Here is a 15,701-nt window from a genome sequence, read left to right on the forward strand (position 1 = left end):
GCTCTGGCGAGAGCTGAGCTTATCCGATTTATACCAAATTATCTTTTATTGTTCCAGTTCAGCCTTATACAGCTCAACTACAAATTTTTTGTATGGCGTGATATCCAGTCCATTAACTCGACCGTTGATTGCCCAACCATCTCTTCTTTGGTACATCAGGATATCAGGGATATCTTTATTCAATTCTTGGTAAGCTTTCGCATAAATCTCTTTACGTTTTTCCAGATTTAACTCGCGTTTGCCTTGCTTCATCAGATCATCATATGCAGGATTGGAATATTTCAGACGATTTTGAGCGCCACCTGTCAGATATACCGTGGAATCCGGATCAGGAGTAAGTCCCCATGCCATAAAGAACATATCAAAGTCACCCTTATCCGTTTTATCCAAAATCGCATTAAAGTCAAGCGTTTCGGCAACGATATCAATACCCAACTCTTTATAATTGGCAGTCATAATTGGGAGGATCGCGTCTACTACTGGATTGTCAGCCGTACCGGAGAAATCAATTTTGAACTTCTCTCCGTTTTTCTCGCGAATTCCATCTCCGCCAACAGTCCAACCTGCCTCATCCAGCAAGGATTTTGCTTTTTCAATATCGAACTCGTATTTTTCAATGCTTTCATCTGTATATGCCCAGGATTGTTTCGACTGAGGAATGTTGATTACATCAGCAAATTTACCGTATACTGCTTCAACAATCTCTGCCCGATTTAGACCATAAATAAGTGCCTGTCTTACTTTTGGATCTTGGAATTTCTCTTTCTCGTGGTTCATACCGATGTAGCCATACCCATTTGTCGGGAAGATGTTTATGTCAAGGAAACCAAGAAGTTGCAGTGCCTCAACGTTATCTTCGTCTACAGTAACCATGTCCATGTCGATCTCCCCAGATTCAAGCATCGCCAATTTAGTCTCGTCCGTAGTGGATTTAAAAATGACATTTTTTATTTTTGGAGTGCCTGCAAAATAGTTTTCATTTGCTACCAAGGTCACTTCCTGACCCGGTTTAAAAGATGTCAGGATGTATTGTCCTGTACCTAAAGGTTTTTCGTTCAGTGCTTTAACAGTCTCTACATTGCCTTGTTTATAATTTTTACCGTAGTAGTGTTCTGGGAGGAAAGGAATCCCTCCAAGAAAATCTTTGGTTAGAGCAGTTACTTCCGTAACTTCAACCTCAACAGTATTATCGTCAATGATTTTCACTCCTGAAATCTCATTCGATTTTCCATCGTAGTAATCTTGCCCACCTTTTATTGAGTAGGACAATGGATCAGATGAACCATCATAACTTTTATCATGAAGTACCTTCAGTGCAAAGTAGAAATCCTTAACCGTTACTGGTGTACCATCAGTGTAAGTTACTCCTGGCTTCAACTTGAATGTATACTTCAATCCATCGTCACTTACATCAATACTGTCTGCAAGATGTGGAGAGTATGTTCCGTCCCCATTAATCGATTCAAAGCTGTCGAAAAGCAAAAGGTTAATCTGATCATCATAAGCAGAATCTTGGAACAAAGGATTAAATACGCCTTTAGGTGACACGGTACCTACAACAAGAGTGTCCTTGCGGTTTGTTGCCGTAGATGGATTCGCCGACATGTCACTTGCTTCGAACAAACCATCGTTTTGCGTGGCTTCTTCTTTAGCAGGTGGTGTATTGCTTTGGGTTTCCGTGTTCGTACTCTCACCAGTAGCTGGCTCCGCATTCTCTCCACCGCCGGAGCATGCAGCTAGGACAGTAACAAACAACAGCATGATTACAAGCATCAAAGAAAATCTCTTCTTCATGAAAATCCCCCTCACCAATTTCTGAATTGCAATAAATTATCAGGATATAAATATCCATGAATAATTACACATTCCAAAACTAAACTCTAAAACCAATGGTAATTCAGCCTTTAGACCATTGGTCAATTAATGCTCACAATTCCTAGCGGGATTATATTGGAAAATAATTAATGTAATCATACGTGTAAATTTAGATGACGTCAATCATTATTTTGAGATTTTTGGTATAAATGTTTTCTATGCTACATATATGGGTATTTATTATGCATTAAAGGTAAAATAAAGGAAGGTTGTACGTAGAGGATGTCCCTTTTATGGGATTTATTACAATTTGATTGCAAGAAGTGTTGCAAATATGACATTACTGTTACATCAGATCCAATGTTCAAGCATCAGGAAATGTGGTTTTCTGTAACTTTCATGTTATGTTTCGTGCCAAAAATACATTTTTCTAAATTTGTCCATGTCAGGCGGACAGCAAACAATTTTATCCAAAACTTCTTTCTTTACGCCCTTCATCAGATGATTGTAAAAATCCTAGTTATTATAGTATATGTTCATTTATTTGCTGCTGTAAAGAATGAATTGTCAACTTTTATCATTTATTTTACAAAAGGTTGAAAAAAGTCCTGCAATAAGCAGGACTTTTTTAATATTTATGCGTTTATATCAATATTTATAATATCAATGTACTCCCTCTGTTGGCGGCCGCTTCCCACGCTTTAACTCGTTAATGCTTAAGCCAAAATCCATTTGCAAGTGAGGATAATCCGGGAAATTTGCCCAGTCCCCGCCCCAAGTGAATCCCAGCTCCTTGGCAATGTCCACCACTTCCATCCAATCCGCTTTACCGTTTCCGTTATCATCGCGTTCCATATCCCATACGATGTCTCCATCCGGCGTCCGAAGGGCAAAATCAATGGCCAGTCCATAATTATGATATGATTCTCCGCCGCGGGCATTCGTAACGATGTTCCCTGCCAAGGCTCTCCCTTGTTCAAAAAGCTGATCCTGTTCCTCTATACTGCGATACCCATGCGTGATGACAACTTCAATGCCGATTCGAGCCGCCTTACGCACGAGCAATTGCTCGCCTTCCACAACCTTGGGATGAAGACCAGTAATCGGTACCGCTGCTTGCTGTTTGCCTGGCCATATTTCATGCACGCGATCCTCTTCCTGGATCCATACGTAAACGACCGAAATCAGCAATGTGGCAACAATCCATGATCCAAGCCGCCCTTTCCGCTTTTGCTTCATTCTGCGCTTTGATTTATTCATAGATTCTCCTGATGTGTGTTCTTTCGTCCAACACTGCATTCATAGACTCTATTATTATAAAACATTTCGCTGCAAAATGCCTCTCGGCGCGATTAGCGAAGGATCTTCCCGAAATGCAAAAAAGCAGCCGGCGATTAAGCCGACTGCTTCGTATCCAAGCTGAGTAAATACTACTCAGTTGTGTATGGCAGCAATGCGATTTGACGGGAGCGTTTGATGGCAATCGTCAGCATGCGTTGATATTTAGCGCTAGTACCTGTTACACGGCGTGGCAAAATTTTTCCACGTTCGCTGATAAATTTACGGAGCAAGTCCGTATCTTTATAGTCGATGTGAGTGATTTTGTTCGCAGTGAAGAAGCACACTTTACGACGTTTGTTGCGGCCGCCGCGGCGAGCCGGTCTTTTATCGTTGTCTCCGCCTTCTCTTTGCTTGAAGCTCATGCTTTTCAGTCCTTTCCTATCGTTATTCCGCCAACTCGAATGAGAAGCGGTTCACGTTAAAATGGCAAATCATCATCCGATATGTCAATCGGTTTTCCGTCATCGGAAAAAGGATCCTGATTGTTACTGCGCGAATAGCTGTTGTTGTTGTTATTCGCACGTCCGCCGCCTCCGTAAGAAGGCTCCTCACGCATTTGTCCGCCACCGCCGCTATTGTTGCTATCGCGGTTAGACTCCAAGAAACGAACGTTATCGGCAATAACTTCGGTTACGTATACACGTTTACCTTCGTTATTTTCGTAATTTCGTACTTGAATGCGTCCTTCGACTGCAGCCAGACGCCCTTTGCGCAAATAGTTTGCACACGTCTCAGCAAGCTGTCTCCAGGTTACGACCGGAATGAAATCCGCTTCCCGCTCGCCTCCTTGGCTCGTAAACGGTCTGTCTACTGCCAAAGTAAATTGCGTAACTGCTACCCCAGCCGGAGTATAACGCAGTTCAGGGTCCCGAGTTAATCGGCCGATCAGAATGACACGGTTCAACAATGTAATCCCCTCCTTCAGAGCGTGTTAGGTACAATCATCACGGGTTGTCTTAAGCAACAACGTCGTTCGTAATGAGATAACGAATAACTTCGTCAGAAATTTTCATGAGACGCTCAAGTTCGTTAACAACTGCTGGTTCAGCAGTGAAGTTAACCAGAACGTAAACCCCATCACGGAATTTCTTGATCTCATACGCAAGACGGCGTTTACCCATAACGTCGTGAGCAGTAACCTCACCACCGCCGTTGGAGATGATGCCTTGGAATTTTTCGACTGTAGCTTGAACAACTTCTTGCTCAACGTCAGGACGAATAATGTACATCACTTCATATTTGCGCATAATTTTCACCTCCTTATGGACTTCGGCCCTCAATCCGAGTTGAGAGCAAGGAACGAGCACAAACTCGAACCATATTACTATAACAAAAACAACACCCGAATGCAAGCAAACGTTCCCTTTATTCTTTGCACATGATCAATTCCCGGTTGGAGCACACTATATGGGCAGCACGAACGACCATATTCAAGGAGGGAAACACCATGGGTGAACGAACCGAGTTTGAACCTGGAGACAAGGCACCGAACGATGGTGAATATACGGAGGTTGGGGAGCGAAGTTTTCACACGGAGATCCAAAATCCTAAACGGGTAACGCTGAAAAAAGGCGAGCCTTTTCCCGAAACGAGCAATCACAATCGCAAATGGAAAAAGCTGACCAAGGCACGGGTGCATTAAGAGCAACTTTTTTTTCGGAGGGCTGTATATAATCCGTCAACATGCACATAATACAATTAGGCGATACACAAGAGAGGTGTGGTTCCGTTGGACTACGTAGCCGAACTTGATTGGTTCGTTGGAGATGCATCACGTAATATGAAGAAGCAAGTGGTAAGTGCGTAAGACCATTCGTCTGAAGCACGTGTATTGCTCAGCAGTACGCCAGGTTTCTGACCGTTACGACCGATTGTTTTCTAACTAAACGCTGTATCGCCTTAGAGAGCCCTTCGGGGCTCTTTATCTTTTTTTGCAGCTTTTCACGTTGTCCATAAGCTTAATATGAAAGATGAACCATCAGACTAAAACGAAAAGACCTTCCATTAAGGAAGGTCTTTATCTTCATTTGATAACGTTAGTAGTTAGTGGCGGAAAGGGTGGGATTCGAACCCACGCACGCTTTGACACGCCTAGCTGATTTCGAGTCAGCCCCCTTGGGCCTCTTGGGTACCTTTCCGCAGCAATACTGATTATAGCACAGTTAATCGGATATGGCAATAGTCTATCTAATTAATTTGTAATCGGCCATTGCTATGGCTGTACTGCATTCAATTACTCGTCCGTTTTAACCTCGGTTTCTTCTTCGGCAACCGTAGAACGCAGTACTTTTTTCAGGCTTTTTTCAAATTTGGCTCTAGGAATCAGAACACTGTGCTTGCACCCCACGCACTTGATCCGGATATCCATGCCCATGCGAATGATTTCCATCTCATTGCTTCCGCATGGGTGCTGCTTCTTCATCTGCACGATATCGCCAAGTTGAAAAATTTTACGCTCCACCTCTTCCATCCCCCTCGTCCTTTTCCTGGGCTGAAGCAAACTCCAGCGCAGCCTGACTGCTGTTATCCCGGTATTCGAACATTTTTTTCACATCGCTCTGGATTTGGCGTTCCACCGATGCCCGCGAATTGGGCATACACTCGGCTACGATTCGCACTACATACTCTGAGGTCGTCATAGACTGAATGCCGAGCACATCAGGAACCTTGACGATATTGAGATCGCGGTCCTCGATGCCGGCGAGGGCCCTTTTTACAAGATGGACGGACTCATCCAAGCTCTGCTCTGCTTTCATTGGAATATCGACAACAGCAAGGGAGTTGGACATGGAGAAGTTCGTCACGCTCGCGATCGTACCATTAGGAATGATATGAACCTCACCCTGCCAGCTCACCAATTTAGTCGTTCTCAGACCAATCACTTCCACTGTTCCTTTGTAAGAGCCGGTCTGAATGACATCTCCCACGGCGAACTGATCTTCAAGAATAATGAAAAATCCGGTAATAACGTCCTTGACAAGGCCCTGAGCCCCGAACCCGATGGCAAGACCAAGCACGCCGGCACTGGCCAATAGCGGTCCTACCTTGACGTTCAGCTCCGACAGCACCAGCAATACCATAATAAAGTTACACGTAATGGAGGTCGCATTTTTAAGCAGCTCGCCAACCGTTACGAACCTCCGTGGATTCACGCGTATCCGTCCTTCTTGTTTGCGGGACATGGAACGGTCGATGATTCGATGCACTACCTTTATGGCAATACGCGTAAGAATGAAAATAATGATCAGACGAAGCGAGCTGAACAGAATGCTCATCCACATTTCGCCATCGGTTAACTGGTTCCACAATTTATCTGTCCACCGGATAGCGGTCTGAACGGCTTCCTCCGACGTGGAGGTCGGTGGTTCTGTCGCAAATTCAAAGGGCAACATGATGACTCCCTCCTCTACATCGGTATGTTATCATAGCTTGTTTCATTTTTGAAATAGAGGCCCCTGATCTCGACGAATTCATTGCGAATGATCTGCTGAACTCTGACAAGATCCTCTTTGGGGAATTGGATGCATAATGCGCAGCCTGCCGTAATTTCCTTCGGCGTTGGAAACAAATCAATTTCGATCTCCGCAAACTCAAGCAGCATCTCTGCCCTAAGCGCCTGCTGGGTCGAATCAAAAGCAATAAGCAGCCAATCATCCAACCATTCGTCCATGTTCGATCCCTCCAAAAAAGCCTGACTGACAAAGTATAAAATCTTCTATCCTTCCATATACTGATACTACCATTTCAAGGGGAGAGGATAGATCCTATGAATCCAACTTCACATTCCTTTTCGTCTCATGATACCACCAGTCTAAAGATTTCGCATACTGATCCTGGCGCCCGCTCCGCTATTATCCACCGTTTAATGTTCCATCTATACAAAGCCCATTCCCTGCGAAATGTCGTCGTGGTGTGCATCGGCACCGATCGCTCAACCGGCGATTGCCTTGGCCCGCTTGTGGGTTCGTCCCTGTCGAAATGGGACAGCCCCCTCTTTCACCTATATGGGACCCTCGACGAGCCTGTGCATGCCATGAACTTGCAGGATACGTTGAATAAAATCAACGCAGCCCATCACAATCCCTACATTATTGCCGTCGATGCCTGTCTGGGGCAATCATCCAGCGTTGGATGCATTCAAGTCGTTAACGGTCCATTAAAGCCTGGAGCAGGCGTAAATAAAGAATTACCGCCGGTCGGCGATATCCATCTTGCTGGTATCGTTAACGTCGGCGGTTTCATGGAATACTTTGTTTTACAGAACACCCGGCTGAGCCTTGTCATGCGTATGTCCGAAATGATCGCCAGCAGCTTGTATTCCGCCATTCGCGAATGGCATACCCGTTCTACTCTGCTTGCTGTGCGAGACTGATAGCTTCCTTTTCCTCCGGGGATAGGGTATACGAGGATTCTCCCCCTTTAAGAGGTTTAGCGTACACATAAGAACCATCACGGTTAAAAATGCCCGTTAATACCATGCCATCTTGGCTGTCGTTGATCATGGCCACGGAAAAGCTGAGATCGCCGCCGTTTCCGCCAAAGGCATTGTACCGTTTTACGCCAACCTTGCTCTGGATGCGGGCCAGTTTCTGCGTAATCGTCTGCAACTGGTTCGTTTGCATCTGATGCCCATCCTCAATGCTATCCATTTGGATTTTGAGGTTGATCAGCAATGACTCCAAATCCTCGACGCCGCTGCCGGCCATCATTGCTTCGTATTTTCGCTTGAACTTTCGAAGTCTTGCTCCTTGGGCAATGCTCACAATCAATAAAATTACCGTCAATAATGCCAATCCGCCAATAATCCATAGCAGCTGTTCCAGAATCAGCTCGTTTATTTCAGCCATGTAGTGTAACTACCCCTCTGTTTGTTCAAATTCATGTTTGCGTCTGTTGCATCAAGACGGTATCCCACATGTTCCTATTGTTGCCTGGCGGCATTCCATTCCCTAGATTAACCTAACCCTCTTCTTCTAATCAACCCGAAAATTGTAACATGTAAACACCAAAAAGATACAAATATGGAAATCTACGCGGCGAATTCGTATTATAAAGGTGTCTTTCAGGTGAAAAGTCGTCCCTAGTCTACTCTTATTCCATGTTTGCCAGCTCTTGTACAGCCTCGATGAGGGCATTCACCTCATCCTTTGTAGTACTGTATCCCACGCTTGCCCGTACGGCTCCACTTGCCGTCGTCCCCGCCGATTCATGCGCAAGCGGGCTGCAATGGAATCCTGCCCTTACGGCAATGCCGAAGCGCCGGTCAAGTTGAAATGCCAATTGGGCCGAATCGCAGCCTTCTAGGGTAAAGGATAACAAGCCTGTGCGTGGTTGATCAAGTTTCGGTCCCAGCATGTGTATGCCTTTAATCGAAGACAGTCCATTCATCATATGCTGAATGAGTCCCCATTCATGCTGGTATATTTGTGCCGGATCCAAGGAGGATACATGCCTCACACCTGCCTCCAATCCGGCTATGCCCACCGTATTCGGCGTTCCGGCTTCATATCGGTCCGGCCGAATAAGGGGTTGTTCAATGGCTTCGGACTGGCTCCCCGTTCCCCCGTGGATCAAAGGCTGCACATCGAGTTCCGGACCTATGTAGAGTCCACCCGTACCCTGTGGGCCGAGAAGTCCCTTGTGCCCGGGAAATGCAAGCATATCGATCTCCAACTGCCGTACGTTCAAAGGCAAAATTCCAGCGCTTTGAGCGGCATCTACAAGCAATGTCGCCTTATGTTTATGAGCGAGCAGCGCAATCTCGCCGATAGGAAGTATGCTCCCGAGCAAGTTCGAACTATGCGTGCACACGACCAGCCTGGTGTTAGGTTTGAACATGCGCTGCATTTGCGCTAAATCAACATCGCCGTTCTGATCGACACCAACATAATCCACCTCAACACAGCGAGTCCGCCGTAAATACTCCAGCGGTCGCCGTACCGAATTATGCTCGGCCATCGTCGCAATGACATGATCCCCATGACGAACCCATCCTTGGATGGCGATGTTTAACGCTTCCGTTGTATTTGCTGTAAACGAGATATCGTTGGCATTATGAATGCCCAACAAGTTGGCTATTGACTTTCTGGCCCCGAACAGCACCCGGCTTGCCGAAACGGCCATGCGGTGGCTCCCTCTTCCGGGGTTGGCCCCAGATTGTTGCAAGGCATTCACCATGGCTTCTGCAACGGCTGGCGGCTTCGGCCATGATGTCGCGGCATGATCAAGATATATAATGTCTTGCACCTGAACTACCACCTCTACTTCGATGATGGCCACTTTTTCATTATGCGAGAAAAAAAGAATAATGACATATCAAGTCTCCAGCGTTCGGAGGCGATATGTCATTCTCATGAGAGGCCCCGCTGATGTTGCCCTACTTGGCTCTATTGCAGCAACTCTAACAGCCGTTCCAAATCCTGTTTGCTGTAGTAGTTAAGCTCGATTTTGCCTTTGTCCTTATTATGTTTGATCTTTACAGTTGTTTTGAAGCGTTCGCGCAGCGATTCTTCCAGCGTATCAATAAAAGGGTCCTTTTTCTTCACCTTGGCTTTGGCCTTCGCCTCGCCCAACTTGGAACGGTCCAGTTGTTGAACGGCTTCCTCCAGCTCACGAACGCTCCATTCTTGATCGATGGCCTGTTTGGCCAACTGTTTCATCATGTCCTGATCTTTTAACCCCACAATAGCACGAGCATGGCCCATGGATAACGTTCCACGTGAAACATAATCCTTAACTTCCTCCGGCAAAGCCAATAACCTCAAGAAGTTGGCAATATGCGAGCGGGATTTCCCTACTTTCACAGACAGTTCTTCTTGCGTTAATGAGAACTGTTCCATTAAGCCTTGGTAAGCGACAGCAACCTCCATTGCATTCAGGTTCTCCCGCTGCAAATTTTCAATAAGTGCAATTTCCATCACCTGTTGGTCACTAAAGCTGCGTACGACAGCAGGTATGGTTGTATTGCCGCAATATTGAGAAGCTCTGAAACGACGCTCACCTGCAATGATTTCATATCCTCTCAGCACTGTTCTGACAATAATCGGTTGAATAACGCCATGCTGGCGGATCGATTCGGCTAATTCGTGTATTGCATCTTCGTCAAAAACTTTGCGGGGTTGATATGGATTGGCCCGCAACTGATTGAGGGGGATTTCCACGACTTTGTCATCGTCATTGATTGAAAGCGATGGGATCAGGGCATCCAGGCCTTTTCCAAGCCGCTTACTCATAAGAAATCACTTCCTTCGCGAGCTCTAAATATACTTCCGCCCCTCTGGACCGAGGATCATACGTAATAATCGATTGGCCATGCGATGGAGCTTCGCTCAATCGAACATTACGCGGAATAATGGTCTGATACACCTTCTGTTGGAAATACTTCTTCACTTCTTCAATGACCTGAATTCCCAGGTTCGTGCGTGCATCAAACATGGTAAGCAGTACGCCCTCAATTTGCAAAGACGTATTCAAATGTTTCTGCACCAAACGAACCGTATTAAGCAATTGGCTTAATCCTTCTAACGCATAGTACTCACACTGAATCGGAATGATCACCGAATCGGAGGCTGTTAACGAATTGATGGTCAACATGCCAAGGGAAGGTGGGCAGTCGATCAGTATGTAGTCATAATTTTTTTTCACTAGGGCGAGTGACTTTTTCAAACGAACTTCCCTGGAAATCGTAGAAACCAACTCGATTTCCGCGCCAGCCAGTTGAATTGTTGCAGGGATAATATGAAGTCCTTCGATTTTCGTTTCCAAAATGGCTTCTTGGGGATGAACCTCATTAATCAACACATCATATATGCAGTTGGCCACATCTGCTTTATTAATTCCAACTCCACTCGTTGTATTTCCCTGAGGGTCAATATCGACGAGCAATACCCTTCTCCCGAGCGAAGCCAGACCTGCACCCAAATTAACAGATGTCGTCGTTTTCCCCACACCGCCCTTTTGATTGGCTATGGTCATAATCTTAGACAATTACTTCACCTCAAATATAGGAGTCTTTTCTTGTAGGTTTAGGTTTATGAGATATCGTTAACTAAAAGCAGGTGGCGATCATCCATTACTGCAACAACCGTTTGTGCACCCTCATTCCCTTTCGTGCTGTCCATTCATGGCTTGCGTAGATAGAAAAAGCGGCCATTGCCGCCTCAAAGCTTCAATTATTTGCGCTTAGGTATATGAATGACGATTTCATAATGGTCTTCATGGTCCGATTCCTTCGTCTTAATATCCATGCCTGAACCAGTGACCATATCAATCGATTGCCTGATCGTATTGAGGGCAAGCCGTACATCCTTTGTATAGGATATGCGCTTCGATTTTTTCACTTTGGATGCTTCTTTATAAAAGGCTACCCGCGCTTCCGTTTGCTTGACGTTCAGTTCTTTGTCGATAATTTCTCCGAGCAGCTTCATTTGCAATTCCTCAGTGTCGAGGGAAAGCAGGGCCCGTGCATGCCGTTCCGATATTTTTCGCTCCATCAACGCCGTTTTCACGCCTTCCGGAAGCTGAAGCAGCCGGATTTTGTTCGCAATCGTGGATTGGCTCTTGCCAAGACGTTGAGCAAGGCTCTCCTGCGTGAGCTGGTGCAGGTCGATCAACTTTTGATAAGCAACGGCTTCTTCAATGGAAGTAAGCCCTTCCCGCTGCAAATTTTCGATCAACGCAATCGATGCCGCCTGTGAGTCATTGAATTCGCGCACGATGGCGGGAATTTGCTCCATACCCAGCTTGCGAACCGCGCGCCAACGCCGCTCTCCGGCAATAATCTCATAGGAGCCATTTCTCACCCGAACCACGATGGGTTGGATTACTCCATGGGTTCTGATCGTTTGCAACAGTTCGTCAATTTTCTCATCATCGAAAATGGTGCGGGGTTGATACGGGCTGCTCACAATTTCATTCACCGGGATTTGTTTTATTTCGTCACCGTTATTACGCTCCGCCAAACCAAACAACTTCGAAAATTGTTCTTTCATTCCGTATACTACCACCTAGTTTCATAATAGCGCTCGTCTGAAATCGAGGGCTTCTTATTCCATGCAAAGGATGCACATATTTGGATATGTCCTAAATACTCTATCATTGGTCATGCTCATAAATCGATCTATATCATTCAACGTAAAGGCGATGTCCGCCAAGAGCCGATACTTCTATTCTACCATCTTTTCTTTCATAATCCTATGCTTACCTATTCTTTAAAACGGCTCAATTTTCCTGCTTTTGATCACTTTGAGAATCAATATTTTGGTCTGCGTCCTACGCAGGAATCTTCAGATGTCTATGTCTTTCTGTCTTGTTGAATACAATGGCTTGGCCTATTGCCACACAAGGCAAGTTGTTCCATCTTTTTTGGGGGCACAGCATATTTTCAGATGGATTTCTGCAAATCAATGTTTCGTTTCCATATTGGCTGCGCGAATACAGATCTAGATAACCGCAATAATAAATCGGACCAAGCGACTGCGAGTACAGTACCATCTTCCGATCTCTGTATCTCCAAATTTTTTTAAAAAGGGAAATCCGGTGATCAGTCCATGCTCCCGGTCCAGCTTTCTTTCCGAAACTTATAAGCGACCGCTTTGCTTCTTCAGATTGTCCTGCCTTTCCGATCCAGACAACCTCCAATCCAAACCGCACCTCATATTATCTTTAGCAGCGCTTCTGATCTTTCATTCTTTTTCTCTTATTCAAAAACAAACCCATATCTTTTTCATAACTGGCTCCTCTCAAGGATTTGCAAACCTCATTTTACTATAGCCAACCATCGCGTGGGTTGATGCTTGTCTTCGCCCAATCCTAAGGATTGTTGCTCCTTTTACGTATAGAAAAAAAAGAGAATGTTTCACGTGAAACATTCTCTTTCCCTTTTGAACATGCCCCTCATATTCTGTTATTGAATCAACGGGGTCTTCAACGGCGTCCCCGGCTTGCGTGGATATTTATGAGGTGTCTTATCAAACTTCTGTACCAAAATAATGTGGCGTGCCGATTCCTCTACAGGAAGCTGGAACGGATGTACAGCCTTTACGCGTCCCTTCAATTGATTGAAGCTGAACTCGGCTTCCTTCATTTCATCGCGAGGGTCCCCGCCTTTCATCGCGGCGAAGAATCCTCCTTTTTGCACAAATGGCAGACAGAACTCATTCAGAACGGCAAGCTTGGCGACTGCACGCGCAGTGACGAGATCATAGCGATCCCGGTAACCTTCCTTGCGTCCCAATTCCTCCGCACGTCCATGAATCAACTCAACGTCAGTCAACCCCAGCGTGTCCACCACATGCTGCAAGAAACCAATCCGTTTGTTTAAAGAATCAATGATCGTGAGCTTGATATGCGGAAAACAGATTTTAAGCGGTATTCCGGGAAATCCGGCGCCCGAACCGATATCTGCAAGTCGCTCAACCTTCTCCATATCCACATAAAAGGCGAGCGAAACCGAATCGTAAAAATGCTTGGTATACACCTGCTCCCGCTCGGTGATTCCCGTCAGATTCATCTTTTCATTCCACGATACCAATTCCTGAAAATAAAGCTCGAATTGCTCCAGCTGGCGTTCATCCAGCTCCATTCCATGTTCCTTCAAGCGTAACTGCAGCTGCTGTTGAATCGTATCCATTATTGTCCCCTTGCTGCGGTTACGCGGTTATAGTGCTCCAGGTATACGAGCAAAATGGAGACGTCCGCCGGCGTAACCCCGGAGATCCGGGATGCCTGACCAATGGAGATTGGGCGGATTTTCGACAGCTTTTGTTTCGCTTCCATCGCCAACCCATGAACGTCATTGTATTCGATGTCGGCCGGAATCTTCTTTTTCTCCATCTTCTGCAAACGTTCCACGTGGATCAATTGCTTTTCGATGTAACCCGCATATTTGATCTGAATTTCGACCTGTTCCTTCATCTCAGCCGTCAATTCAACCTCGGAAGGAGAAATGTCTGCAATCCAATCGTACGTAATTTCCGGACGGCGCATCAAAGTGAGCAATGTGCTTCCATCTTGAATCGGCGCAGATCCGACAGCCTCCAGTTTATCGTTAACATCAGCAGGACGCACTTTGGTCGCTTTCAAACGCGCAATCTCTGCCTCTACCTTCGCTTTTTTGTCCAGGAATTTGGCGTAACGTTCTTCCGTAATCAATCCGATATCGTGACCAATTTCCGTCAGGCGCAAGTCCGCATTGTCATGGCGAAGCAAGAGGCGATACTCGGCACGGGAAGTCAACAAGCGGTAAGGCTCGTTGGTTCCTTTCGTAACCAGATCATCGATCAGCACGCCGATGTAGCCTTGGGAACGATCAAGCACAACAGGCTCTTTGCCTTGCACTTTGCGCGCGGCATTAATGCCGGCCATGATTCCTTGCCCTGCGGCTTCTTCATAACCGGAAGTCCCGTTGATTTGGCCGGCAGTGAACAATCCTGGCAGCCGTTTGGTTTCAAGCGAAGGCCAGAGCTGGGTCGGAACCATGGCATCGTATTCGATCGCATAGCCGTTTCGCATCATTTCTACGTTTTCCATCCCCGGGATCGAACGCAGCATACGAAGCTGCACATCCTCAGGCAAGCTGGTGGACAACCCTTGTACGTAATACTCGGATGTATTCTTGCCTTCCGGTTCCAGGAAAATTTGATGTTTTGGCTTATCGCTGAAACGCACGATTTTATCTTCAATAGAAGGGCAATAACGCGGACCCGTTCCTTCGATCAAACCAGAGAACATCGGTGCGCGATGCAAGTTGTCGTTAATAATCTGATGCGTTTCGACCGAAGTATACGTCAGCCAGCAAGGCAGCTGCTCGTTGTCCGAAGATTCCGTTTCATAGGAAAAGAACTTCGGTTCGTCATCGCCAGGCTGAATTTCCGTTTTGCTGAAATCAATCGTGTCTTTATGCACGCGCGGAGGCGTCCCTGTTTTGAAGCGAACCAGCTCAAATCCCAACTCGCGCAGATGTTCCGACAATTTCAACGAAGGCTGTTGATTGTTCGGCCCGCTCTCGTACATCAATTCACCCATAATGATTTTGCCGCGCAGGTATGTTCCTGTGGTCAGCACCACCGCTTTGGCACGATACTCGGTTCCCGTCTGGGTTACAACGCCAACGCACTGCCCGTCTTCAACAATCAAACGATCAACCATCCCTTGGCGCATCGTCAGGTTGCGTTCGTTCTCCATCGTTTCTTTCATGGTATGCTGATAAGAGAATTTATCCGCTTGCGCACGCAAAGCATGCACTGCAGGACCTTTCCCCGTGTTCAGCATCCGCATTTGAATAAACGTTTTGTCGATGTTGCGTCCCATTTCGCCGCCCAACGCATCGATTTCACGTACGACATGCCCTTTGGCCGGACCTCCAATCGAGGGGTTGCACGGCATAAATGCCACCATATCCAGATTGATGGTGATCATCAGCGTTTTGCTTCCCATGCGGGCTGCGGCCAGAGCAGACTCCACGCCTGCGTGGCCTGCACCCACAACAATGACATCATAATTTCCGCCATCATAAGCCATTTTCAATCTACCTCCTTATGCCTTCG

Annotated in this window: 17 protein-coding genes and 1 tRNA gene; 2 read left to right on the forward strand and 16 right to left on the reverse strand. The window is 46.2% G+C overall.

All coding sequences use genetic code 11. The features are described 5' to 3' along the window. Nucleotides 1–45: 45 nt before the first annotated feature. From RSX24_RS18155 to rpsF, 5 genes are all read right to left on the reverse strand, one after another. Complete coding sequence (locus RSX24_RS18155; RefSeq protein WP_343261390.1) at nucleotides 46–1,794, reverse strand: ABC transporter substrate-binding protein; 1,749 nt, start codon at nucleotides 1,792–1,794, stop codon at nucleotides 46–48. A gap of 684 nt (nucleotides 1,795–2,478) precedes the next feature. Continuing rightward, on the reverse strand, nucleotides 2,479–3,075 hold the full coding sequence (locus RSX24_RS18160) for a M15 family metallopeptidase (RefSeq protein WP_236413658.1): 597 nt from the start codon (nucleotides 3,073–3,075) through the stop codon (nucleotides 2,479–2,481). 170 nt (nucleotides 3,076–3,245) lie between these two features. Continuing rightward, on the reverse strand, nucleotides 3,246–3,518 hold the full coding sequence (rpsR, locus tag RSX24_RS18165) for a 30S ribosomal protein S18 (RefSeq protein ID WP_062327715.1): 273 nt from the start codon (nucleotides 3,516–3,518) through the stop codon (nucleotides 3,246–3,248). Nucleotides 3,519–3,574: 56 nt separating this feature from the next. Next, entirely contained in the window at nucleotides 3,575–4,063 is a 489-nt protein-coding gene (ssb, locus tag RSX24_RS18170; RefSeq protein ID WP_236413659.1) for a single-stranded DNA-binding protein, read from the reverse strand. Nucleotides 4,064–4,112: 49 nt separating this feature from the next. Continuing rightward, entirely contained in the window at nucleotides 4,113–4,403 is a 291-nt protein-coding gene (rpsF, locus tag RSX24_RS18175) for a 30S ribosomal protein S6 (RefSeq protein ID WP_236413660.1), read from the reverse strand. 200 nt (nucleotides 4,404–4,603) lie between these two features. Between rpsF and RSX24_RS18180 the strand changes: the two genes are divergently transcribed. Then, complete coding sequence (locus RSX24_RS18180; protein ID WP_236413661.1) at nucleotides 4,604–4,798, forward strand: YjzC family protein; 195 nt, start codon at nucleotides 4,604–4,606, stop codon at nucleotides 4,796–4,798. Between the two features lie 405 nt (nucleotides 4,799–5,203). Here RSX24_RS18180 and RSX24_RS18185 read toward each other — a convergent pair. From RSX24_RS18185 to RSX24_RS18200, 4 genes are all read right to left on the reverse strand, one after another. Further along, nucleotides 5,204–5,294, reverse strand: a tRNA-Ser gene (locus RSX24_RS18185). A 95-nt stretch (nucleotides 5,295–5,389) separates the two neighbouring features. After that, the gene (locus RSX24_RS18190) at nucleotides 5,390–5,617 is read right to left on the reverse strand and encodes a DUF951 domain-containing protein (protein WP_343261391.1); all 228 of its coding nucleotides are present in this window, start codon (nucleotides 5,615–5,617) and stop codon (nucleotides 5,390–5,392) included. Further along, nucleotides 5,607–6,548: a mechanosensitive ion channel family protein gene (locus RSX24_RS18195; protein ID WP_339275437.1), complete on the reverse strand. Its 942-nt coding sequence runs from the start codon at nucleotides 6,546–6,548 to the stop codon at nucleotides 5,607–5,609. The genes RSX24_RS18190 and RSX24_RS18195 overlap by 11 nt, the downstream gene beginning before the upstream one ends. Before the next feature lie 14 nt (nucleotides 6,549–6,562). Next, on the reverse strand, nucleotides 6,563–6,826 hold the full coding sequence (locus RSX24_RS18200) for a putative Se/S carrier protein (protein ID WP_343261392.1): 264 nt from the start codon (nucleotides 6,824–6,826) through the stop codon (nucleotides 6,563–6,565). Nucleotides 6,827–6,922: 96 nt separating this feature from the next. On the opposite strand from RSX24_RS18200, the gene yyaC reads away from it, so the two are divergent. Next, a complete protein-coding gene (yyaC, locus tag RSX24_RS18205; RefSeq protein ID WP_236413670.1) occupies nucleotides 6,923–7,528 on the forward strand; it encodes a spore protease YyaC in 606 nt (201 codons plus the stop codon). On the opposite strand, the gene RSX24_RS18210 is transcribed toward yyaC, so the two are convergent. From RSX24_RS18210 to mnmG, 7 genes are all read right to left on the reverse strand, one after another. Further along, nucleotides 7,503–8,003, reverse strand: a complete 501-nt coding sequence (locus RSX24_RS18210; RefSeq protein ID WP_236413671.1) for a DUF4446 family protein — start codon at nucleotides 8,001–8,003, stop codon at nucleotides 7,503–7,505. The two genes, yyaC and RSX24_RS18210, sit on opposite strands and share 26 nt — an antisense overlap. Nucleotides 8,004–8,247: 244 nt before the next feature. After that, the gene (locus RSX24_RS18215; RefSeq protein ID WP_343261393.1) at nucleotides 8,248–9,402 is read right to left on the reverse strand and encodes an aminotransferase class V-fold PLP-dependent enzyme; all 1,155 of its coding nucleotides are present in this window, start codon (nucleotides 9,400–9,402) and stop codon (nucleotides 8,248–8,250) included. 140 nt (nucleotides 9,403–9,542) lie between these two features. After that, nucleotides 9,543–10,388, reverse strand: coding sequence for a ParB/RepB/Spo0J family partition protein (locus RSX24_RS18220; protein ID WP_236413672.1), 846 nt, complete (start codon nucleotides 10,386–10,388; stop codon nucleotides 9,543–9,545). After that, nucleotides 10,381–11,142 carry a ParA family protein gene (locus tag RSX24_RS18225; RefSeq protein ID WP_236413674.1) on the reverse strand — a complete coding sequence of 254 codons (762 nt, stop codon included), beginning with the start codon at nucleotides 11,140–11,142 and terminating at the stop codon, nucleotides 10,381–10,383. Before RSX24_RS18225 ends, RSX24_RS18220 begins: the two co-directional genes overlap by 8 nt. 185 nt (nucleotides 11,143–11,327) lie before the next feature. Beyond that, entirely contained in the window at nucleotides 11,328–12,146 is an 819-nt protein-coding gene (gene noc / locus RSX24_RS18230; RefSeq protein WP_236413675.1) for a nucleoid occlusion protein, read from the reverse strand. Nucleotides 12,147–13,060: 914 nt separating this feature from the next. Next, nucleotides 13,061–13,786: a 16S rRNA (guanine(527)-N(7))-methyltransferase RsmG gene (gene rsmG, locus RSX24_RS18235; RefSeq protein ID WP_236413677.1), complete on the reverse strand. Its 726-nt coding sequence runs from the start codon at nucleotides 13,784–13,786 to the stop codon at nucleotides 13,061–13,063. Continuing rightward, entirely contained in the window at nucleotides 13,786–15,675 is a 1,890-nt protein-coding gene (gene mnmG, locus RSX24_RS18240; protein ID WP_236413679.1) for a tRNA uridine-5-carboxymethylaminomethyl(34) synthesis enzyme MnmG, read from the reverse strand. Before mnmG ends, rsmG begins: the two co-directional genes overlap by 1 nt. Between the last annotated feature and the right edge of the window lie 26 nt (nucleotides 15,676–15,701).

The organism is Paenibacillus hubeiensis (genome assembly GCF_032334105.1).
GTDB classification, from domain to species: Bacteria; Bacillota; Bacilli; order Paenibacillales; family Paenibacillaceae; genus Paenibacillus; species Paenibacillus hubeiensis.

Bases quoted from the DNA above. Each gene is read 5' to 3' on its own strand.
- rpsR (WP_062327715.1), bottom strand. From the start codon at position 3,518: ATGAGCTTCAAGCAAAGAGAAGGCGGAGACAACGATAAAAGACCGGCT.
- RSX24_RS18180 (WP_236413661.1), top strand. From the start codon at position 4,604: ATGGGTGAACGAACCGAGTTTGAACCTGGAGACAAGGCACCGAACGAT.
- rpsF (WP_236413660.1), bottom strand. From the start codon at position 4,403: ATGCGCAAATATGAAGTGATGTACATTATTCGTCCTGACGTTGAGCAA.
- rsmG (WP_236413677.1), bottom strand. From the start codon at position 13,786: ATGGATACGATTCAACAGCAGCTGCAGTTACGCTTGAAGGAACATGGA.
- noc (WP_236413675.1), bottom strand. From the start codon at position 12,146: ATGAAAGAACAATTTTCGAAGTTGTTTGGTTTGGCGGAGCGTAATAAC.
- RSX24_RS18155 (WP_343261390.1), bottom strand. From the start codon at position 1,794: ATGAAGAAGAGATTTTCTTTGATGCTTGTAATCATGCTGTTGTTTGTT.
- RSX24_RS18160 (WP_236413658.1), bottom strand. From the start codon at position 3,075: ATGAATAAATCAAAGCGCAGAATGAAGCAAAAGCGGAAAGGGCGGCTT.
- RSX24_RS18200 (WP_343261392.1), bottom strand. From the start codon at position 6,826: ATGGACGAATGGTTGGATGATTGGCTGCTTATTGCTTTTGATTCGACC.
- RSX24_RS18195 (WP_339275437.1), bottom strand. From the start codon at position 6,548: ATGTTGCCCTTTGAATTTGCGACAGAACCACCGACCTCCACGTCGGAG.
- mnmG (WP_236413679.1), bottom strand. From the start codon at position 15,675: ATGGCTTATGATGGCGGAAATTATGATGTCATTGTTGTGGGTGCAGGC.
- RSX24_RS18210 (WP_236413671.1), bottom strand. From the start codon at position 8,003: ATGGCTGAAATAAACGAGCTGATTCTGGAACAGCTGCTATGGATTATT.
- RSX24_RS18220 (WP_236413672.1), bottom strand. From the start codon at position 10,388: ATGAGTAAGCGGCTTGGAAAAGGCCTGGATGCCCTGATCCCATCGCTT.
- yyaC (WP_236413670.1), top strand. From the start codon at position 6,923: ATGAATCCAACTTCACATTCCTTTTCGTCTCATGATACCACCAGTCTA.